Origin of the sequence: Fontisphaera persica (assembly GCF_024832785.1) — a bacterium.
Taxonomy (GTDB): domain Bacteria; phylum Verrucomicrobiota; class Verrucomicrobiia; order Limisphaerales; family Fontisphaeraceae; genus Fontisphaera; species Fontisphaera persica.
In genome coordinates, this window is the sequence record NZ_CP116615.1 from 938,224 (window position 1) to 958,795 (window position 20,572).

Below are 20,572 nucleotides of genomic sequence, written 5' to 3' on the forward strand. Positions count from 1 at the left end.
TTTCCGCCCTCATGGACTTGATTGCGGAATTGTACGAACGGGGACGCGCGACGGGCCGGCCGGTGATTTCGTTTGAATTGTTTCCGCCCAAGACGGAGCAGGGGTGGCAGCAGTTGGTGCGGCAGGCGTTGCCGGAGTTAATGGCGCTGGCGCCGGATTACTTTTCGGTGACGTATGGAGCGGGCGGCAGCACGCAGGAGCGATCGCTGGAGCTGGTGCGGGTATTGGCGAAGGATTTCCAGGTGAACACCCTGGCGCATTTGACGTGTGTGAATGCAACGGCCCGGCAGATTGAGGAGGTGTTGGGGCAATTTCGGGCGGCTGGGGTGAGGAACATCCTGGCGTTGCGTGGGGATCCACCGCCGGAGCAGAAGGAGTTTGCGCCGGTGGAAGGGGGTTTCAGCTATGCCTATCAACTGGTGCAACTCTTGAAGCGGATGGGTGGTTTTAGTGTGGGGGTGGCGGCTTTTCCGGAAGGCCATATCGCGTGCCGTGAGGGGAAACGGGCGGATTGGGAGCATCTGGCATTCAAGATTGGGTGCGGGGCGGATTTTGCGATTACACAGTTATTTTTTGACAACCGGCATTATTTCGCCTTGCAGGACTTTTTCCGGGAGCGTGGTCTGCAAGTGCCGCTGGTGCCGGGGATTATTCCGATTTTGAGCGCGGCGCAGATTCAGAAATTCACGGCGTTGTGCGGGGCGGAGATTCCCGCGGCGCTGGCCCAGCGGCTGGCGGAGGTGGCGCAGAACGAGGCCGCGACGGTGCGGCTGGGCATTGAGTACGCGGTGGAGCAGTGCCGGGGGCTTTTGGGGCAGGGGGCGCCGGGCATTCATTTTTATTGTTTGAACAAGGCCCATTCGGTGAGGGAAATCGTGGGCCGATTGGGATTGAGGCGGGTGACATGAGCGGGAGTGTCAGAGGGGGGTGGATGATGCTGGGGCTGCTGGTGGTCAGCGGCCTGGCGATGGGGTGCCGCGTCGCCGCGCCTCCACGCCGTGCGGCTCCGGCGGTGGAGGTGCCAGCGGGGTGGAGCGCGGGCCCGGGGGTGTCCGGGCCGGTGGTGGCGGGGTGGTGGCAGACGCTGGGGAGCACGGGTTTAGCGCAGGTGGTGGAGGAGGCGCTGAAGGCGAACTGGGATTTGCGGGCGGCGGCGGCACGGTTGGAGGCGGCGGTGGCCCAGGCGCGCATTGCGGGGGCGGCGCTGGCGCCGCGGGCGGGCTTTGATTTCAGCGCGAATCGGCAGGAGCGCAATTTTATCGGGCTGCCCATTCCGGGAGCGGGCAACCGGGTGTTGACGTCGCGTTCGACGTCGTATGGCGCGACGTTCAGCGTGAGCTGGGAGGTGGATTTGTGGGGCCGCATTCGCGCGGGGCGGCAGGCGGCGTTGGCGGAGGTGCAGGCGAGCGCGGCCGAAGTGGCCGGGGCCAAACTCTCGCTGGCGGCGCAGACGGCGCGGGCGTGGGTGGCGGCGGTGGAGGCGGCGCAGCAGGTGGAGCTGGCGCGGCAAGTGCTGACCAATTTGCAGCACACGACGGCGCAGGTGCGGCGGCGGTATGATCAGGGGTTGGCTTCCAGTCAGGCAGACTTGCGGCTGGCCATGGCCAACGAGGCGGCGGCGCGGGCGGCCGTGGCGGAGCGGCAAAATGTCCACGAGCGCACGGTGCGGCAACTGGAGATATTGCTGGGGCGTTATCCGCATGGGCTTTTTGAGGCGCCTGCGGAGCTGCCGGCGCTGCCGGAGCCGGTGCCGGCGGGGCTGCCGGCGGAGCTGCTGGAGCGGCGTCCGGATTTGGTGGCGGCGGAGCGGCGGCTGGCGGCGGCGGATGCTCGATTGTTGCAGGCCAAGGCCGCATTGTATCCGCGCATCACGTTGACGACGACGGGCGGGACGAGCACGCGGGACCTGGTGGATTTGCTGGATTTGGATTACAAGGTGTGGTCGCTGGCGGCGAATGTGGTGCAGCCCATCTTTGAGGGAGGACGTTTGCGGGCGGAGGCGGCCCAGGCGCGGGCGCGGGCGGAGCAGGCGATGGCGGAGTATGCCCGGAGCATGTTGCAGGCCTTTGGGGAGGTGGAGACTTGTCTGGCAGTGGCGGCGCCGTTGGAGGCGCGGGAAAGGGAGTTGGCGGAAGAATATCGGCAGGCGGAGGTGGCGTGGCGGCAGGCTGAGGAGCGATACCGGAGCGGGCTGGAGAGTTACCTGACGGTGCTGGCCGCCCAGCGGCAAATGATCAACAGTCAAAGTCAGCGGCTGGCGGTGCGGCGGGCGATGTGGGAAAACCGGCTTAATTTGCATCTGGCCCTGGGCGGGGGCTTTGACGTGCCCCGGGTGGAGGGGGAGTCTGCCGGCCGGGAGGGGAAAACGGCGCGATGAAAAAACTACTGCAAATTGTTCTCGTCCTATTGATATTGGCGGTGGGTTTGGGGGTCTCGTTGTACCTGGTGAAGACCCGCCAGAAACCCGAGCCGAAACCGGCCCGGCGACTGCCGCCGCTGGTGCGCGTGCAGCCGGTGCAGCCGAAGCAGGTGGAGCTTACGGTGCAAAGCCAGGGGGTGGCGAGTCCCCGGACGGAAGTGACGCTGGCGGCGCAGGTGGAGGGCCGGATAGTGGCGGTGTCGCCCGCGTGGGTGGCGGGCGGTTTTGTGGAGCAGGGGGAGGTGCTGGTACAGGTGGAGCCCAAAGATTACGAATTGGCTTTGATACGGGCCGAAGCCAATGTGACCACGGCGCAGGCCCGGCTGGTGCGGGAGGAAGCTGAGGCGGCGGTGGCGCGCAAGGAGTGGCAGGAGTTGCAGGGGGACAAACCGCCGCCGCCGTTGCTGGTGCGGGAGCCGCAACTGGCGGAGGCGCGGGCCGCTTTGGCGTCCGCCAAGGCGGCGGTGGAGGAGGCGCGGTGGCAGTTGGAGAAGACGCGGGTGGTGGCGCCGTTTGCGGGGCGGGTGTTGAGCAAGAGCGCGGACGTGGGGCAATATGTGGTGCGGGGGACGGCGCTGGGGCGTTTGCAGGCGATAGATTATGCAGAGGTGCGGCTGCCGATTCCAGTGGACCAACTGGCCTTTGTGGATTTGCCATTACTGCCCGAGGGCACGAATAGCGTGGTCAACAAGCCCCGGGTGCATTTGCGGGGGGTGTTGGGCGGCGTGGAATATTCCTGGACGGGGCGGGTGGAGCGGACGGAGAGCCAGGTGGACGCGCCAACGCGGATGTGGGTGGCGGTGGCGCGGGTGGAGGATCCTTATCAGCGGCGGCAGCCGGGATCGAAGCATCCGCCGTTGCCGGCGGGATTGTTTGTGCAGGCGGAGATTGTGGGGCGGACGGTGGAGCAGGTGTATGAACTGCCGCGGACGGCGTTGCGGGGGGAATCGCAGGTGCTGGTGGTCAAGCCGCAGATGATGGCAGACACCAACACCGCCGCGGGAGGCGAGGGGGTGCTGGAGATTCGGACGGTGCCGGTGGTGCGAGCGGCGCGCGAGCAGGCGCTGGTCCGTGGTTTGCAACCTGGCGAGCTGGTGTGTTTATCCGCGCTGGATGCGCCGGTGAATGGCATGCGAGTGCGCATTGCGGTGGAGAAAACTTCCGCCGTTCCTCAATCCCGTCCATGAATCGGATTATTGACTGGTTTGCGCGGAACAGTGTGGCAGCCAACCTGCTGGCGTTGGTGGTGATGGTGGCTGGGTTGATGACCTCACTGACGTTGCGGAAGGAGATTTTTCCGGAGTTTGATTCGGATTTGATCACGGTTTCGGTGGTTTATCCGGGGGCGGCGCCGGAGGAGTGCGAGGAGGGGATTTGTGTCAAGATTGAGGAGGCGATTCAGGGTTTGGAGGGCATCAAGAAAATTACTGCGACGGCGGCGGAGGGTGCGGGTGCGGTGACGATTGAATTGCTGCCGGGCACGGACCAGCGGAAGGCGCTGGATGACATCAAGGCGCGGGTGGATGCGATAGACACCTTTCCGCTGGATGCAGAGAAGCCGGTCATTCGGGAGGTGACGATGCGCAAGCAGGTCATCAATGTGGCGATTTCGGGGCCGGCGGATGAACTGGCGTTGAAGCGGTTGGGGGAGCGGGTGCGGGATGAGCTTGCGGCATTGCCGGGGATAACGGAGGTGGTGCTGGCCAACAGCCGGCCTTACGAAATCAGCATTGAGGTAAGCGAGGCAGCGTTGCGGGCGCATGGATTGACGTTCGACGAGGTGGCGCAGGCGGTGCGGCGGTCCTCGCTGGACGTGCCGGGGGGCACGTTGCGGACGCGGGGCGGGGAGATTTTACTGCGGACCAAGGGGCAGGGCTACCGGGGGCGGGATTTTGAGGAGCTGGTATTGCGGACGCGGCCGGATGGGACGCGGTTGCGGCTGGGGGAGGTGGCGCGGGTGGTGGATGGTTTTGCGGAGACGGATCAAACGGCGCGGTTTGACGGGCAGCCCATGGTGCTGGTGCAGGTGTTTCGGGTGGGGGAGGAGGATGCAGTGGCGATTGCGGACGCGGTGAAGGCGTATGTGGCGCGGGCGCAGGGGGACATGCCGCAGGGGGTGCAGCTCACCGTATGGCAGGATGATTCGCGGTATTTGCGGAGCCGGCTGGAGTTGTTATTGCGAAATGCGCGGGCCAGCTTGATACTAGTGGTGGTGACGCTGGCGTTGTTCATCCGGTTGCGGCTGGCGTTGTGGATCACCTTTGGGATCATCTTTTCCTTTCTGGGGGCGTTGTGGGTAATGCCGGCCTTGGACGTCACCATCAATCTTCTAAGTTTGTTTGCGTTTGTGCTGGTGCTGGGGATTGTGGTGGATGATGCGATTGTGGTGGGGGAAAACATATACACGCATCAGGCGCGCTCACGGGAGGGGCTGGAGAGCGCGATACGCGGGGCGCAGGAGGTGATGGTGCCGGTATTTTTTGGGGTGTTGACGACGGTGGCGGCGTTTGTGCCGTTGACGACGGTGCCGGGCAACACGGGCAAGGTGATGCAAGTGATTCCCATGATAGTGATTCCGGTGCTGTTGTTTTCGCTGGCGGAGTCATATTTAATGCTGCCCACTCACCTGCGGCGCATTCATGCGAAGGATTTCGAGGAAGTGCACGGGTTGCGGGGCATCTGGCGGGGGATTCAAAACGGGGTGGATGCCGGGTTGCAATGGTGGATTGGGCGGGTGTACCAGCCGTCGTTGGAATGGTGTTTGCGCTGGCGGTATTTGACGCTGGTCTCGGCATTGATGTTATTGGTGGTGACGGGGGCGCTGGTGGCAGGAGGGCGCATCAAGTTTGTCTTTTTCCCCAGTGTGGAGGGGGAGAATGTGGCGGCGTTTTTGACCATGCCGCTGGGCACTTCAGCGGAGGTGACGGCGGAGACGGTGAGGCGGATTGAAGCGGCGGTGTTTGAGCTGCGGGAGCAATTGATACGGGAGCGCGGGGAGGAGGCGCGGACGTTGTTTCGGCATGTGATGGCGTCGGTGGGGGAGCAACCTTATCTCACGGCGATGCGGCGGGGCGGGGGGCGGATTGCGGCGCAAATTACCGGGGCGCATCTGGGGGAAGTTCAGATTGAACTGGCGCCGGCGGAGGAGCGGACAATCAGCGCGGTGGAAATTGCCAACCGTTGGCGGGAGCTGACGGGGCCGGTACCGGATGCGGTGGAGCTGACGTTTACCGGCACGTTGTTCACGCCGGGGGATCCGATAAATGTGCAATTCACGGGGCCGGACATGGAGGAGCTGCGGCAGGTGGCGGAGCGGTTCAAGGAGCGGCTGGCGGGGTTCACGGGAGTGAAGGACATTGCGGATACGTACCGGGCCGGGAAGCAGGAAATCAAGTTGCGCATCAAGCCGGAGGCGGAGGCGGTGGGGTTGACATTGAGTGATTTAGGGCGGCAGGTGCGGCAGGCGTTTTACGGGGAGGAGGCGCAGCGGATTCAGCGCGGGCGGGATGAAGTGAAGGTCATGGTGCGCTATCCGGAGAGTGCGCGGCGGTCGTTGGGGGATTTGGAGGAATTGCGCATTCGCGCGGGAGGGGGGGTGGAGGTGCCGTTTGCGCAGGTGGCGGAGGCGCGGATGGGGCAGGGTTATGCGACGATAACGCGGGTGAACCGGCAGCGCGCCATCAGCGTGACGGCCGATGTGGACGCCAGTCAGGCGAATGCGAATGAAATCAACCGGGAATTGCGTGACCGTGTGCTGCCGGAGCTGCTGGCGGAGCATCCTTCGGTGCGTTTTTCTTTTGAGGGGGAGCGGCGGGAGCAGGGGGAAACGCTGGGTGGGGTGATGCGGGGGCTGTTGGTTGCGCTGTTGATGATATACGCATTGCTGGCGATACCGCTGGCCAGTTATTTGCAACCGTTCATCATCATGTCGGCGATTCCATTTGGTTTTGTGGGGGCGGTATATGGGCATGTGTTGATGGGGCTGGATTTGACGATTCTCAGCATGTTTGGGTTGGTGGCGCTGGCTGGTGTGGCGGTGAATGACAGCCTGGTGATGGTGGATTTCATCAATCGTTATCGGGAGCAGGGGCATAGCGTCAATGAGGGGGTGCGGCAGGCGGGGGTGGCGCGATTTCGGGCGATATTGCTGACCTCGTTGACGACATTTGCGGGGTTGTTTCCGTTAATCATGGAGAAGAGCCTGCAGGCAAAATTTTTGATACCGATGGCGGTATCGCTGGCGTTTGGGGTGATATTTTCGACTTTTGTATCGTTGATTCTGGTGCCGGTGTTGACGGTGATTTTGCATGATTTGCGGCGGTGGGTGTTGCCGGGGAGCACGCCGTCCCTCGACGAGGCTCCGCCCACGGGGCCGCCCGCGGCTGCGTGAGCCATGCGGTGGACCAGCCACATTCACGGGAGTGTGAGTCCGGTAGCGCGGGCGGCGGCGCGATGGCAGGCCCTGGTGCGGCGGCAGGTGCCCGCCTCTTTCCATTACGAGACGCCGCGTCAGGCGCGGCTGTGGCGGGCGTTGCACGAGGCCGTTTCGCCGGCCGGGCAGGCGGGGGCGGCATGGGGTTTGTATGAACAGGCCGCGGAGGCGGTGGTGGGCCGATTGCCGGAAGGCGAAGTGCTGGTCATCGGTCTGGGGTGTGGCAGCGGGCGCAAGGATTGCCGGGTGTTGGAGGCTTGCCGGGCGAGGGGCAAGCGGGCGCATTACCTGCCGGTGGATGTCAGTTTGCCGCTGGTATTGACGGCGGCGGAGGCGGCGGCGCCGCTGGTGGAGGCGGGCGGGGGCCGGATTTGGCCGGTGGTCACGGATTTGACGGCGGAGGAGGATTGGGGGGCGTGGTGGCAGGCACAAGTGCCAGTGGGTACGGCGTGCATTCTCACGTTTTATGGGATGCTGCCGTCACTGGCTCCGGAGGAGGCAAGAGCCTGTCTGCAACGCTGGTTGCGACCGGGTTGTTGGATGTTGTTGAGCGCCAACTTGATGCCGGCTGGCGAGGGGGGTGAATCGTTGCAAGGGGTTTTGCCGCAGTATGACAATGATTTCACGCGGCAATGGTTGAGTGTTTTTTTGGAGGATGTGGGGGTGCCGCTGAGCAGCGGCAGTCTGCGATTTTTTTGCGAACGTTATAAGGGCAGTCCGTCCGTGCCTGCGGTGGTGGCTGAATGGCAATTCCACGAGCCGGTGGAAATCAGAGGGGAGGAGGGGGTGGTTTATTACGAGGCTCAGGAGCGCTTGCGAATGCTGGCCTCATACCGATATTTGCCCGAACAGGTGGCGGAGGCGGTGCAACCCCTGGGGCAGCGGGTAATCGCGTCGTGGGTTGACCGGGACGCGGGGGAGGGGGTTTTTTTGTGTGCCGGGGGTTAGTCGTTTTTGCGCTGCAGGGCTTCGGTCTCGCAGGCGAGAAGGTTTTGATACATGGTCTCGGCATCGGGGGCTTCGAGCAGGAGGGGGACGAGGGGCGATTTTTGCGCCATGAGGCAGATACGCGCGAGGGTGTGGAGGTGGAGGCGTTCATCCTGGCAGGCGAGGAGGAAGAAAAGGCGAGTGGGTTCGCCGTCGGGCGCGCCGAAAGGGATGTCCTGCACGCTGCGCGCCACCAGGAGGAAGGAGTCCTCAAACAGATACGGCACGTGATAGCGGGGGTGTGGGACGGCGAGGCCGCCGGGCAGGCCGGTGGGGCAGAGGGCTTCGCGTTGTTCGAGGCTTTGGAGCAGCTCCTGGGGGTCGGAGACGAGGCCGGTGGCGTCGGCGAGGCGGGCCAGTTCGCGCAGGATGGAGGCGCGGGTTTTGCCTTTCAGTGAGGTAATGACGTATTGGGGTTTGACCAGGAATGGCATGAGTTCCTCGCCGGGGACGAGCTTGCGGGTGGCGGCGGTGGTGCGGGCGTGGTATTCCTTGAGGGGCCGGGCTTCCAGGCCGAGGATGCGCTGGGAGGCCCAGGCGTCCACGTCCTGGCGGCGGAAGATGGGGCGTCCGCCGCGTTTTTCGTGGGGAATCTCGCCGCGCTTTACCAGCGTTTCTACATCCTGCGGTTGCAGGTGGAGGTAATCTGCCACTTCATTGAGGCTCATTTCACGGAATGGCATGGGGGCATGATGCCGGGTGGGGGGAAGGCTGACGAGATGAAAATATGTGAATGGGTGGCGGAGGGTAGAGTGGCTGCAGGGGGCTCATAGTGAAGATTGACGGCTTGAGCAAACGGGGCTGGTTGTCTGGCTTTTGCGCTTGCCACCGGGGGAGGAGCGTTTCATGTTCAGGCCATGCGATTCGCCATTTGCAATGAGATTTACCAGGGCTGGGCCATGGAGGATGCCATGGTGCATGCGAAGAAGACCGGCTATGAAGGGTTTGAGATAGCGCCTTTTACGATGGGCAAGTATGTGACGGACGTTTCCGCGGCGGAGCGGCAGCGGGTGCGGGACCTGGCGCAGCGGCATGGGCTGGTGTTGACGGGGATTCATTGGGTGTTGGTGGGCGCGGAGGGCATGTATCTGACCAGCCCGGAGGCGGAGGTGCGGCGGAAGACGTCTGATTATTTTGTGGAATTGGTGAGGTTCTGTGCGGATTTGGGGGGGAAAGTGGTGGTGCTGGGGTCCCCCAAGCAACGGAGTTTGTTGCCGGGAGTGACTTTCGAGCAGGCGTGGGAGTGGGCGACGGAGTGCTTGCGGCCGGCGGTGAAGGTTGCGGAGGAGCGGGGGGTGACCATTTGTTTTGAACCGCTGGGGCCGATGGAGACGAATTTTGTCAATCGCGCCGAGGATGCCATTCGATTTGCGCGGCAATATCAAAGTCCCGCGATGAAGATTATTCTGGATGTGAAGGCGATGTGCGGGGAGGAGAAGCCCATACCGCAGATTATCCGCGAGTCGAAGGGGGAGTTTGTTTATTTTCACGCCAATGACCGCAACCTGAAAGGGCCGGGGTTTGGGGACACGGATTTTCGCCCGATAGCGGCGGCGTTGCGGGAGGTGGGGTATGACGGGTGGGTGTCGGTGGAGGTGTTCAAGTTTGAGGAAGGGGCGGAGGTGATAGCGACGCGCAGCCTGGCGTACTTGCAGCAGGTGTTTCAGGAGCCGGCAGTGTGAGCGGGCGGCAACCCCAGTTCGCGTTTGAATTTTTTACGAATTAATTGGTCGGGCGGCAATTTGTCCTGAGGGGCCAGGCGGTGGGAGGCGTGAGGGCTCCACGGGACGGCACGGCGGTTGAGGGAGAGGACGCGGGGCATCATTTCCACTTCGTGTCCGAAGAGGTGAAGGGTGACGACACCGGGGAATTTGACGGGGTCTTGATGGACGACGGTGCCCCAGGGGACGGTGCGGATGGGGTGGTCGAAACGCAGGAGGAGATTGGTGGGGGGCGCGGATTCGCCCTCGAAGATGATTTCGACTTTTTCGATGCCCAGGCGTGGCTGGCGGATGACCAGGGTGGGGGGGTGATTGGTGCTGCTGGTGAAGGTGACTTCCCAGGGGCCGAGTTTGGCGCGCCACCATTCGATGCCGTAAAAGGCGGCCACGTAAAAGGCGAGGGTGAAGGCGGCGAGGAGGAAGATTTTGCGCCTGAGCGGGGGGGAGTTCATGAGTTCATGGGGAGTGGATTTCAGGGGAGGCGAGTTGGCGCAGGATTTTATGGGAGAGTATTCCGGGTTGTGGGGCTGGCCAGGCGGTGGCGGTGTTTCCACAAGTCTTTGGGGCGGAAGATTCCGATGGGGGTGATGATGCCGGTGACAAGTTCGGGCGGGGTGACATCGAAGCCGGGATTGCGGGCGTGGCTGCCGGGATTGGCGATGCGCACATAGAGGCGATGACGGGCGCTCCGGCCTGGCGGCACTCCCCAGGCGCCGAGAACTTCGGAAGCGTCGCGTTCTTCGATGGGAATGTGTTCCGGTTTTTGGATTTGCCAATCCAAGGTGGAAAGGGGAATGGCCACGTAGAAGGGGATGCCATGGCGATGGGCGAGCACGGCCTTGGTGTAGGTGCCGATTTTGTTAGCCACATGGCCGGTGCGGCCGAGGGTGCGGTCGCTGCCGACGATGACCAGGTCAATTTCGCCCCGCTGCATGAGATGACCGGCGGCGTTGTCGGCGATGACCTGATGGGAGATGCCTTGTTGATGGAGCTCCCAAGCGGTAAGGCTGGCGCCCTGGCAGCGGGGCCGGGTTTCGTCACAAAAAACGTGGAAGTGGCGGCCGGCCTGATGGGCGGCATAGAGGGGGGCGGTGGCGGTGCCCACGTCCACGCAGGCCAGCCAGCCGGCATTGCAATGAGTGAGGACGCGCATGCCGTCCTTAATCAGGGGGGCGCCGTGGCGCCCGATGGCCAGACATTCCGCCACGCTGGCCTGGGCAAATTGTTCGGCGGCGTGGAGCGCTATTTTTTGGCGCTCGGCCACGGTGGCGCCGGTGGTCATGGCGTGGAGGATTTGGCGCATGGCGTTGAGGGGGTCCACGGCGGTAGGGCGCGCCTGGGCAAGGGTGGTAAAAACTTTTTGGACGTGCTGCTCAAAGGCGCTAAGGGAGCGGCCACGAAAGGCGCGCGCGCCCTGGGCCAGCCCATAGGCCGCGGTGGCGGCGATGGCGGGCGCGCCGCGGACGATCATGTCGCGGATGGCGCGGGCGGTGGCGCGATAATCGCTCATGGCCACCACCTGGAATTGGTGGGGGAGAAGGCGTTGCTCAATCAAGAGCACTGCGTTGCGCTGGGCGTCAAAACTGACGGTGCGGTAAGGGCGGGGCTTGCCGTGGAGGCGTACAATCATAGGGGCCGCAGGCGGTGGGGGCCTGGCAATTTCACAAGATTACCATGTCATCGCGGTGGACGACTTCCGTGCGGCCGCATTGGCGGGCGCGGATTTGGTCGGCAGGAAAGCGGCTGATGCCGCGGGCGAATTCGGTGCCGTCGAGATCACAAATGCGGACCACTTCGCCGGCCTGGAAGTCGCCTTCACAGCGGGCGATGCCAGCGGGAAGGAGACTGCGACCGTTTTCGCGGAGGCTTTTTTTGGCGCCGTCATCCACCAGGAGCGAGCCGCGGGGATGGTGGAAGAAGGCAATCCAGCGTTTGCGTCCGGCCAGCTTGGCGGGTTTGGGAACGAAGAGGGTGCCTTCGTTGAGGCCCTGAAGGATGTTCTGGAGGGTGTTTTTCTTGCGGCCGGAGGCAATGACCAGGGGAATACCGGAGCGGACGACGATGCGAGCGGCCTGGATTTTGGTTTTCATGCCGCCGACGGCGGTTTCGCTGTCGGTGCCGCCGGCCATGCGTTCGAGAGAGGCATCCAGGTTTTCGATAATGGAAAGGGTGCGGGCGTTGGGTCTGCCGTAGTTTTCGATGACGCCGTCCACGGAGGTGAGGATGACCAGCAAGTCGGCGGGCAGGAGCGTGGCCACCAGGGCGGACAATTTGTCATTGTCGCCGAATTTCAATTCGGTGACGGAGACAGCGTCGTTTTCATTGATGATGGGGACGATATTGGGATGGCGGAGGAGGGCAAGCAGGGTGTTGCGGGCATTGAGATGGCGTTCGCGGTCTTCGAGGTCGTCGTGGGTGAGGAGGACTTGGGCCACGGCCAGGCCCTCGCGCGCGAAGAAGGCCTCATAGGCGGCCATGAGGCGGCTTTGGCCGACGGCGGCGCAGGCTTGCAAGTCGGCCAGCTCCGTGGGGCGGCGTGCAAAACCGAGGACGCCCATGCCGGCGCCCACGGCACCGCTGGACACCATGACGACTTCCTTGCCTGACTTGCGCAGTGAAGCCACCTGGCGGGTCAACTGTTCCATTTGGACAGGGTCCGGCTGGCGGGCGGCGTTGGTCAGGATGCCCGTTCCCAATTTCACCACGATGCGGGTGATATTTTGTAAAACCTTTGATCGCACGCCACAGTCCTAACAAAAGGGAGGGCGGTTTGTCGAGGCGGCCTTGCAGGCGGGCGAAGGGTGCTTGACGGGGGGCGGCGCCTGGCGTGATGTTGGAGGCATGTTATCACTCCGTTGGGTGGGATGCGGGTTGTTTTTTGTACTGGTCTGGACTGGGCTGAGTGCAGAGCGGGCGGCGATTTTTTATGAGGAGGGGATGGGCTATGACCGGAGTTGGGCGGGGGAATTGGCGGGGCATGCGGTGGCGGCCGGTTATGAGGTGGAATGGATAGGCTTGGCCCAGTTCACGAATCGGGCGGCGCTCACCAACATCGGACGGACGCTTATTCTGCCGCAAGCGCGGCGTTTGCCGGCGCCGGCGGTGACGACGGTGGACGCTTTTTTGAAGGCGGGCGGACGGGTGTTGGCGGTGGGAGTGCCGGCCTGGAAGCCGGGGCTTTTTCAGGTGGGCGGGCAATGGCTGGGGAGGGGGGAATATGAGGCCATATTGAACCGGCAGCGGCCCGTTCGAGTGCTGATGGATTTTTCGTCCGGTGATATGTCCGGGTGGCGAAGAGCGAGCAACACGCCTGAAAGGCCGATGCATTGGGCGATAGAAAGTGATGGGGGCAACGCGGTGTTGCACGTTCGCATCGAGGATTTCACGGGGTGGGATATTCTAAGCAGTCCCAATTTGACACAGCCATTTCCGCCGGGGCATACGCTGACTTGTTTTCGGGCCAGAGGTGCGCCGGCCACGCGGCAGCTTGCGGTGGAGTGGGTGGAGGCGGATGGCTCACGTTGGATTGCCACGGTGCAGGTATCCACGCAATGGCAGCATTATGTGCTGCCGCCGGAGGCCTTCAGGGCGTGGCAGCCGCCGCCTGCACGGGCCGGGCCGCAGGCGCGGTTTAATCCGGCGCAAGCGGTGCGGTTTACCATTGGCATTGCGCAGAGCCACACCGCGGTTTCGGGGCGGGTACACGAGTATTGGTTGGATGAGGTGGGCACGGCGCCGAATCCATTTGGGGATGTGCCAGCGCCGGGTTTTGTGAATCATCCGCATTTGGAGGGTTTGTGTCCGGATTATTTGTTTTATCCCGTAGAAACGCCCGTGCGGGTGCAGACGCCGGGGGATTTGGGGCTGGCGGGACCGTTGCGGCTGGGGCGGGCGCTGCCGGCTGGAGTTTATGCATTGCATCCCCGGCAGCAGGGAGAGGGATTTGACCAAAGGCGGCCATGGCGATGGCAGCCGTTATTGGAGGCGCGGGATGAGCGCACGGGGGATTACCGGGGGGCACTGGGGGCGTGGATGGGCTTTTTTGAGGGCCCGTATGCGGGCAGTTTGCGGGTGGTGTTCACGCCGGAGCCGCCCGCGTTTTACCGGGAGAAGGAGGTGCGGGAGTGGCTGCCGGAGGTGTTGGCGGCAATGCGGCGGGGGGTGTTTTTCAAAGACGGCGGGGCGGAGCTTTTTACCGTATTCACCAATCAAGCGACGCGGCTGGGGGTGACGGTGGCCAACTGGGGGTCGGCATCGGAGGCGCAGGTGGGCCTGCGGGCGGAGACATTGCAAGGGCGCAGGGAGTGGTTTGCGCATGAGTGGAAACTCCGGCTAGAGCCGCCAGGCGTGATGACCTTGTCAGCGGTTCAACCTCCGAAGTTCTGGCCGCGGGAGGGGTGCCGGATAACGGTGGAAATAAGGGTGGGTGGACGGGTGGTGGATCGTTTGCAGCATGAGTTGCATGTGTGGGAGCCGCCGGCCCGGCCGGAGTACGTCACCGCCAGGGGAGGCAGGTTGATGTGGCGTGGCCAGCCGTGGAAGGCGCATGGGGTAAATTACATGCCGGCGACGGGCATTGCGCTGCCGCATGACTATTTTGAGCATTGGGTGGGGCGCGGCGGTTATGACCCGGAAGTGGTGCAGCGCGATTTGGAGCGCATTCGGGCCATGGGACTGAACAGTGTAAGCGCGTTCATTTATTACCGGTCTTTGGACGGGGGGCATTTGCTGGATTTTCTGCGGCGTTGCGAGCGGCTGGGTTTGAAGGTGAATCAATCGCTGCGGCCGGGGACGCCGATGGATTTTCGCTGGCATGAGATGAAGGCGTTGATTGAGCATTTCCGGCTGGCGCAGCAGGACAACATCATGGCCTACGATCTGGCGTGGGAGCCCAGTCATTATGACCACGCCTACCAACGGCGGCATTATGCGCAGGGCTGGCGGCAATGGGTCCAACGGCGTTATGGCGACGTGGGGCGGGCCGAGGCCGTGTGGGGCTTTATGGCGCCCAGAGCAGAGGGGGCACTGGATGTGCCGGAGGCTGGACATCTATTCAAGGACGGGCCGTGGCGGAAGATGGTGGCGGATTACCGGTTGTTTTTGGATGAGCTGGTGGGCCAGCGGTACGGGGAGGCCCGGCGGTTGGTGAAGTCCATTGACCCGCATCATCTGGTGAGTTTCCGAATGCAAATGAGCGGGGATCCCACGCACAACTGGCCGGGGCTGATGCCGTACGATTTTTATGGATTGCGGCAGGCGGTGGATATTTGGGAGCCAGAGGCCTATGGCCGGATTGGGGATTGGGAGAAGGTGCGGCCGGGCCACTTTACGGCGGCTTATGCGAGGTTGTGCAACGCGGGATTGCCGGTGGTGTGGGCCGAGATGGGCAACAGTGTGTGGGACATGAACCGGATGGCGCCCAGCCCGGAAAAACTGTCCTTTACGGCGCAGTATTACCGTGATTTTTACCGGATGTTGAGGGAAAGCGGGGCCGATGGAGTTTTCTTCTGGTGGTATGCGGGGGGATTCCGACTGTATGAGAACAGCGATTACGGAATCATTAATCCAGATGGGACGGATCGCGAGATTACGGGGGTGATACGCGAGGAGGGGGCGCGTTTTATGCGCGCGGCGAAGCCGGCATCACCGGATTACTGGATTGAGGTGGATCGCGATCGGGATGCGCGGGGGTTGCATGGGATTTATGAGGCGGTGAAGGAGGAGTATTGGCAGGCGGTGGCGGCGGGAAGAATTCCAGCTTTGCGGTGGGCAAGGGAGCCTGGGCAAAGGTAACGACTTGGGAGAGGTGCGGGCCTAGGGTGATGGTTATTTGGATGGCTGGTCTTTGCGGGGGAAGAGGGGGGTGGGTTCGCCGACTTTGTGGCCCGGGGGGAGTTTGCCCCAGCGAGCTTCGGTCAGCAGGTGGGGCACTGGTCCCAGGTTGAGCTGGGCAAAGATGCGGCTGGCGGTGGTGGGGAGGTAAGGGGAAAGAAGGACTGCCAGGACGCGGCAGCATTCGAGCAGGTTGTACAAGACCTGGTCCAGACGGGTGGACTGGGCGGGGTCTTTGGCGAGTTTGAAGGGCGCGGTTTGGTCAATGTACTGGTTGGCGCGATTGACGAGGGACCAGATGGTAATGAGGCCTTCCTGCAATTCGTTGTGGCGCAAAAGGGTGGTCAATTTGTCCAGCACGGCGTTGGCTTCCGGGGCCAGCTCGGCATGGGGTTGGGGCACCGCGCCCTGGCGGTAACGCTTGACCATGTTCAGGGTGCGGTTGAGGAGATTGCCGAGACCGTTGGCCAGCTCGGCATGGTAGCGGCTGCTGAAGCCGGCATCGGTCCAATTGCCGTCGGGGCCGATGGCCAGTTCGCGGACGAGGTAGTAGCGGAAGGCGTCGAGGCCCCATTCATCAATGACGGCGACGGGGTCCACGATGTTGCCGGTGGATTTGCTGAGTTTGGCGCCGTCTTTTTGCCACCAGCCGTGAACGAGGACCTGCTTGGGGAGGGGCAGGCCCATGGCCTTGAGCATGATGGGCCAGTAAACGGCGTGGAATTTGATGATGTCCTTGCCGATGACGTGAATATCAGCCGGCCAGAGTTCGGGGCCGGTGGGGGGATGAGGGAGTCCCAAGGTCTGGACGACGAGGGGGTCTCCCAGCGCGCCTGGCAGGCTGGCGTAGTTGGACAGGGCATCAAACCAGACGTAAGTCACGTAATTGGGATCAAAGGGGAGGGGGATGCCCCAATTGAGGCGCGAGACGGGGCGGGTGATGCAGAGGTCTTCGAGGACATTGTTTTTGAGGAAGCCCAGGACTTCGTTGCGGCGGTAATCGGGAGCGATGAAGTCGGGATTGGCTTCGATGTGGTCAATGAGCCAGGGTTGATGGCGTCCCAGGCGGAAGTAGTAATTTTGCTCGGTAAGTTCGATGACATCCCCCCAAGCGGGGTCGAAGGAGCCGTCCGGGCGGCGGTCTTTTTCCGTCAAGAAGGTTTCCTCTTTGACACTGTAAAAACCGCGATATTCCTTGAGGTAAAAATCCCCCTGGGCATGGAGGCGGTTGAGGACGGTTTGGACCCATTGTTTATGGCGGGGCTGGGTGGTGCGGATGAATTCGTCATTGGAGAGGCCCAGCTTGTCCACAAACCGCCGCCAGTCTTCGGCCAATTCGTCGCAGTACGCCTGGGGTTCCTTGCCCATGGCGGCGGCGGCTTGCTGCACTTTTTGGCCGTGTTCATCCAGGCCGGTGAGGAAAAAGACTTCCTCGCCCAAGGCGCGGTGGGCACGGGCAATGACATCGGTGATGATTTTCTCGTAGGCATGTCCCAGATGGGGCTGCCCATTCACATAATCAATGGCCGTCGTAATGTAAAAACGCTTGCTCATGCGCCGTGCCCAGTGTGGCCGAAGGTGGGGCGCTTGGCAATGACCGAAAGCTTTCAGCGCCGGTGCATGGCAGCGCCGAGATGAGCGGGGTGAAGTTCGAGCGCTTTTTGGAATTCGGCCTGGGCCTCGGCCGTTTGACCGAGTCCCAGGCGGCCGAGGCCGGTGAGGTAATGGGCGTCGGCCTTGCGGACGCGTTCAGAGCGGCGCTCACCAAATTTGGCGAAATAATCGGCGGGCTCGCGCGTTTGCAATTCCTGGCCGTGCCTGACCAGGCCATCAAACAAAGGCTGGGCTTCGGTCTCGCGCCCCAGCTCTTTCAAGGCCATGGCGCGGTAAAAGCGGCTGTCGGAGCCCTGCCCGCCGTCGTAAGCTGCGGCGGCCTGGGTGCGGGCCTGGCGGGCGGCGTCCGTCTGGCCGGCGGCCTGATGGGCGAGGGCCAGATGGTAATAAATGGCGGCGGCTTTGGCATCGCGTTTGGGGCGGCCAACTTCGAGGTTGGCGGGGAATTCCTGGGCGGCGGTAAAATCTTTCAAAGCTTCTGCGGCGCGGCCTTCCTGGAGGTGGCGGCGTCCCCGGAGCAGGCGGGCTTCCACATAGACATTGCGGATTTCACTGCTGCCTTCCCAGTTGTGGAAGCGGTGGGTGGTGAGGATGTTAAGCGCCCTGTCGAATTGGCCATCCGCGAGGCAGAGGAGGATAAGGCGCGTGAGGGAGTCGTCGCGCTGGGAGGCGATTTCCGGCGTTTGTTCCAGCCGGTTGAGGCGCTGTTTGACGGGGGCGCCACTGGCTTCGAGGAGGACATCCAATTCATAGAGAAAGCGAGGTTCGCGTGGGTTCAGGCGCACGGCTTGTTCCATGTGGGCAACGGCTTTATCCATTGCTTTGTATTGCTGGGCGTAGGCGGTTCCCAGATTGCGCAGGACGAGGGCGTGGAGGGCAGGGTTGGCGGGCGGGTTTGCCTGGAGGCGCTGCCGGGCGTTTTCCCAAGCAGCGATGGCGCGGGCGGGTTGGGAGTCGTAGAGCAGGTTGCCCAAGGCATAGAGCGGCATGGGGTCGGAAGGTGCCTGGTTGGCTCGCCAGGTCAAAAGGGGAATGGATTCATGTTGAAACAGAAAGGCGCCGGTGAGCAGGTTGGAGGTGGTGGCGGCGAAATCGAAGTCTTGGAATTGCCATGCGTCTGGCGATTGCATGGCGCCGTAGTAGAAGAGGAGCGGCACAAAGGGGTCTGCCCATGCGGGTTTGCCGTAGATGAGACAGCGTCCCAGGGCGCCATGGGGCAGTCCGGCACGTTGGTAGAAGGCCATGACTTCGAGGGCTTCAGCGGCGGACTGTTGAAAAATCTGTTTTACCGTGGCCATTGCTTCCGGTGAGACACAGGTGAGCACGCTGCGGTGGCGATTTTGGGCGAGGTAAAGTTCCAGTTCGGCATGTGAGCTCAAGGGGTCCAACTGAAGGGCTTGCGTGGCGGCCGCATGGGCTTCTGTGCCATGGCCGAGGAAGTTAAGGATGCTGGCCTTGGCGGCGAGGGCGGCGGCATGGCGTGGATTGAGGGTGAGGTGCGCGTTCAGCCACTGCAGAGCTTCCTGGAATTGGCCGCGCTGGCCGGCGATTTCGGCCAGTTGCAGGTAGCTGGCCGCTTTCCAGCCTTCAGACCAGGCGGCCTGGCGGAAGGCGGTTTCGGCGGCGGCCAGCAGGGAGGCTTGTTTGGGGGAGGGTGGAGACAATAACGGTCGGTGGATTTCCCGGGCCTGGTTGAGCAAAGCGACGCCGAGATAATAAGAGGCTTCGCCATCTTTGGGGCGAAGGTAATGGGCGGTGGCGCGGGCGAGGGCGGCGCGGAGATGGTTCTCGGCCTCGGACCAGCGCCATTGCCTGCAAAGGAGAATGCCCATGGCGGTGTTGGCGCGATAATCGCCGGGGTCCCGACGAAGGATTTCCTGATAGTAAGGTTCGGGTTCAAAACTGGGGCTGTATAATTGCTCGATGCGCTGGGCGGTGTAATAGAGCTCGTCCACGCTGGAATAATCTTTGGGATTGCGTGGACGCTCGACGGGTTTGGGCATGGGGGTGTTTTGGGGAGGCTTTGCCTGATAGGAGGCGACGAGGGAACCGAGTTGGCCAAGGTCGTTCAACTCGAAGATTTCCACCCCCAGGGATTCGGGGAGGATGGCAAATTGATTCAACGGCAATGCCGTTTTCCAGGCCTGGCCGACATACAAGGCAATGTTGGTTCCGTAAAAGGGTGTGGTTTCCCTGTCCTCCGCGGCTTTCGCTTTGAGGCTGACGTGGAGTCGTGGGAAATCGCGGGTGGCATTCAGGGCAAGGTGGATTTGGCCGTCGGCGGTTTGGAGGTTGAGGGCCAAGTCTTTGGTGGCGGTTTTGACGCCGCCCATCTGGCGAATGGGGTACCACCAGTGCTGCCATTCGCGGACTTCCCCGGGTTGCATCCAACTGTAATCGGGTTGGTTGTCCGACCAGGCGCCGGCCATGAGTTCGAGGTAGGAGCCGTCCTCGTCCGTCAACACCTGGCTCCACATTTCGCCTTCGGGGCCGTTGCCCCATTCAAAAAACTTTTTGCCGGGGGCGATGTGATGGTCGGCGACGTGGAGCACGCCGGCCTGCTGCCCGTGGTCGTAGCCGCCGAACCAGTCGTCTTCGTAATTCCAGGCAAAAAAGGAGACTGGGGAGGGGTGGTTCTTCCACCAACTGATGTCCACGCCGGCGGTGTAGTCCACGCCGCCATACCATTGGCGGGCGATGGGCCAACTGGCAAATTCTGGTTTGCTGTGCTGGGTGACCCATTCGGTGGAGGGAGGGAAAAGGACCTGGTAATGGGTGTTGGCGTGGACGGCGGGATTAATCCAGAAGAGCATGGAATGGGCGAAGGGCGTGCTGTTGAACACCTTGCAATTCAATTCCAGATAGCCGCGGTGCGGGTAGAGGGTCATGCCCACCAGCCAGCGCAAGCGATGGCGCCATTCGGTTTCGCCCACCCAGACGGTGGCGCTGCCGTCGGCGTTGGTGGTCATGGTGTATTCCACAGGCATGAAACTGGAGGCGCGATGGTGATGGGGGATGTTCCATTCCACGCCGCCGGAAATCCAGGCTCCCAACATGCCGATGAGGGCAGGTTTAATGACGCGCTGGCGGTAGAAGAAGTTGTAGCCGTTGCTTTTGTCCACGGCGGAGAAGATGCGGCCGCCAATTTCAGGCAAGACGGTGATTTGGAGGTAATCGTTTTCCAAATAGACCAGGCGGTAGGTTTGGTTGGTTTTAATGTCGGTGAGTTTGTCCTGCACAGGGTAGGGGTAAAACGTGGCCTTGGCGCCCTGGTAGGTGCGGCCGCTGTAGAAGCGGGGAATGGCGGAGGGAGGAGCGGCCAGGTAGGTGGGGATGACGGCGTTGGTTTCCCAGACGCGCACCGGGGCGTGGGCGGCCTGCAGGGTGGGCGCATCGTACCCCAAGGCACCTGTCAAGGCGGCCCAAAGAGAGAGTATGCGGGAGTGCAGAGGTATCATGAGGACCATAATACGCCGGTTGTTTTAAGCGCACAAGTTAAGGCTGGGGGTGGAAGAAGGGGTGGCGGCGGTGATGGCCGGCGCAACGGACAAAAATAAATCATAAAAA

At 62.6% G+C, this 20,572-nt stretch carries 13 protein-coding genes; 7 read left to right on the forward strand and 6 right to left on the reverse strand.

The window, feature by feature from the left end:
• The first annotated feature begins 11 nt into the window (after positions 1-11).
• Genes metF through NXS98_RS03520 form a run of 5 tightly spaced genes read left to right on the forward strand, consistent with a single transcriptional unit; the run spans position 12 to position 7,799 of the window.
• Positions 12-908, forward strand: coding sequence for a methylenetetrahydrofolate reductase [NAD(P)H] (metF, locus tag NXS98_RS03500; RefSeq protein ID WP_283847084.1), 897 nt, complete (start codon positions 12-14; stop codon positions 906-908).
• On the forward strand, positions 905-2,377 hold the full coding sequence (locus NXS98_RS03505; RefSeq protein WP_283847085.1) for an efflux transporter outer membrane subunit: 1,473 nt from the start codon (positions 905-907) through the stop codon (positions 2,375-2,377). Before metF ends, NXS98_RS03505 begins: the two co-directional genes overlap by 4 nt.
• The gene (locus NXS98_RS03510; protein ID WP_283847086.1) at positions 2,374-3,606 is read left to right on the forward strand and encodes an efflux RND transporter periplasmic adaptor subunit; all 1,233 of its coding nucleotides are present in this window, start codon (positions 2,374-2,376) and stop codon (positions 3,604-3,606) included. The genes NXS98_RS03505 and NXS98_RS03510 overlap by 4 nt, the downstream gene beginning before the upstream one ends.
• Positions 3,603-6,809, forward strand: a complete 3,207-nt coding sequence (locus NXS98_RS03515; protein WP_283847087.1) for an efflux RND transporter permease subunit — start codon at positions 3,603-3,605, stop codon at positions 6,807-6,809. Before NXS98_RS03510 ends, NXS98_RS03515 begins: the two co-directional genes overlap by 4 nt.
• A gap of 3 nt (positions 6,810-6,812) precedes the next feature.
• Positions 6,813-7,799 (forward strand): L-histidine N(alpha)-methyltransferase, encoded by a 987-nt coding sequence (locus tag NXS98_RS03520; RefSeq protein ID WP_283847088.1) that lies wholly within the window; start codon positions 6,813-6,815, stop codon positions 7,797-7,799.
• Here NXS98_RS03520 and NXS98_RS03525 read toward each other — a convergent pair.
• Entirely contained in the window at positions 7,796-8,521 is a 726-nt protein-coding gene (locus NXS98_RS03525; protein ID WP_283847089.1) for a PTS sugar transporter subunit IIA, read from the reverse strand. The two genes, NXS98_RS03520 and NXS98_RS03525, sit on opposite strands and share 4 nt — an antisense overlap.
• A 174-nt stretch (positions 8,522-8,695) precedes the next feature.
• On the opposite strand from NXS98_RS03525, the gene NXS98_RS03530 reads away from it, so the two are divergent.
• Entirely contained in the window at positions 8,696-9,520 is an 825-nt protein-coding gene (locus NXS98_RS03530) for a sugar phosphate isomerase/epimerase family protein (RefSeq protein WP_283847090.1), read from the forward strand.
• On the opposite strand, the gene NXS98_RS03535 is transcribed toward NXS98_RS03530, so the two are convergent.
• From NXS98_RS03535 to proB, 3 genes are read right to left on the reverse strand one after another with little or no spacing between them, the layout of a single operon-like run.
• A complete protein-coding gene (locus NXS98_RS03535; protein ID WP_283847091.1) occupies positions 9,502-10,011 on the reverse strand; it encodes a hypothetical protein in 510 nt (169 codons plus the stop codon). The genes NXS98_RS03530 and NXS98_RS03535 overlap by 19 nt on opposite strands.
• A gap of 47 nt (positions 10,012-10,058) precedes the next feature.
• Complete coding sequence (gene mtnA / locus NXS98_RS03540) at positions 10,059-11,189, reverse strand: S-methyl-5-thioribose-1-phosphate isomerase (protein WP_283847092.1); 1,131 nt, start codon at positions 11,187-11,189, stop codon at positions 10,059-10,061.
• A 31-nt stretch (positions 11,190-11,220) separates the two neighbouring features.
• Complete coding sequence (proB, locus tag NXS98_RS03545) at positions 11,221-12,300, reverse strand: glutamate 5-kinase (protein ID WP_283847093.1); 1,080 nt, start codon at positions 12,298-12,300, stop codon at positions 11,221-11,223.
• 100 nt (positions 12,301-12,400) lie between these two features.
• On the opposite strand from proB, the gene NXS98_RS03550 reads away from it, so the two are divergent.
• On the forward strand, positions 12,401-15,352 hold the full coding sequence (locus NXS98_RS03550; protein WP_283847094.1) for a glycoside hydrolase 5 family protein: 2,952 nt from the start codon (positions 12,401-12,403) through the stop codon (positions 15,350-15,352).
• Between the two features lie 33 nt (positions 15,353-15,385).
• Here NXS98_RS03550 and metG read toward each other — a convergent pair whose 3' ends face one another.
• Both metG and NXS98_RS03560 read right to left on the reverse strand, forming a co-directional pair.
• Positions 15,386-16,945 (reverse strand): methionine--tRNA ligase, encoded by a 1,560-nt coding sequence (gene metG / locus NXS98_RS03555; RefSeq protein WP_283847095.1) that lies wholly within the window; start codon positions 16,943-16,945, stop codon positions 15,386-15,388.
• Positions 16,946-16,998: 53 nt separating this feature from the next.
• On the reverse strand, positions 16,999-20,463 hold the full coding sequence (locus NXS98_RS03560) for a DUF5107 domain-containing protein (RefSeq protein WP_283847096.1): 3,465 nt from the start codon (positions 20,461-20,463) through the stop codon (positions 16,999-17,001).
• Positions 20,464-20,572 lie beyond the last annotated feature (109 nt).

Excerpts from the sequence above, each read along its gene's own strand:
- NXS98_RS03530 (WP_283847090.1), top strand. The coding sequence starts at position 8,696 with ATGCGATTCGCCATTTGCAATGAGATTTACCAGGGCTGGGCCATGGAG.
- NXS98_RS03550 (WP_283847094.1), top strand. The coding sequence starts at position 12,401 with ATGTTATCACTCCGTTGGGTGGGATGCGGGTTGTTTTTTGTACTGGTC.
- NXS98_RS03510 (WP_283847086.1), top strand. The coding sequence starts at position 2,374 with ATGAAAAAACTACTGCAAATTGTTCTCGTCCTATTGATATTGGCGGTG.
- NXS98_RS03505 (WP_283847085.1), top strand. The coding sequence starts at position 905 with ATGAGCGGGAGTGTCAGAGGGGGGTGGATGATGCTGGGGCTGCTGGTG.
- metF (WP_283847084.1), top strand. The coding sequence starts at position 12 with ATGGACTTGATTGCGGAATTGTACGAACGGGGACGCGCGACGGGCCGG.
- NXS98_RS03520 (WP_283847088.1), top strand. The coding sequence starts at position 6,813 with ATGCGGTGGACCAGCCACATTCACGGGAGTGTGAGTCCGGTAGCGCGG.
- NXS98_RS03560 (WP_283847096.1), bottom strand. The coding sequence starts at position 20,463 with ATGATACCTCTGCACTCCCGCATACTCTCTCTTTGGGCCGCCTTGACA.
- metG (WP_283847095.1), bottom strand. The coding sequence starts at position 16,945 with ATGAGCAAGCGTTTTTACATTACGACGGCCATTGATTATGTGAATGGG.
- NXS98_RS03535 (WP_283847091.1), bottom strand. The coding sequence starts at position 10,011 with ATGAACTCCCCCCCGCTCAGGCGCAAAATCTTCCTCCTCGCCGCCTTC.
- mtnA (WP_283847092.1), bottom strand. The coding sequence starts at position 11,189 with ATGATTGTACGCCTCCACGGCAAGCCCCGCCCTTACCGCACCGTCAGT.
- NXS98_RS03525 (WP_283847089.1), bottom strand. The coding sequence starts at position 8,521 with ATGCCATTCCGTGAAATGAGCCTCAATGAAGTGGCAGATTACCTCCAC.
- NXS98_RS03515 (WP_283847087.1), top strand. The coding sequence starts at position 3,603 with ATGAATCGGATTATTGACTGGTTTGCGCGGAACAGTGTGGCAGCCAAC.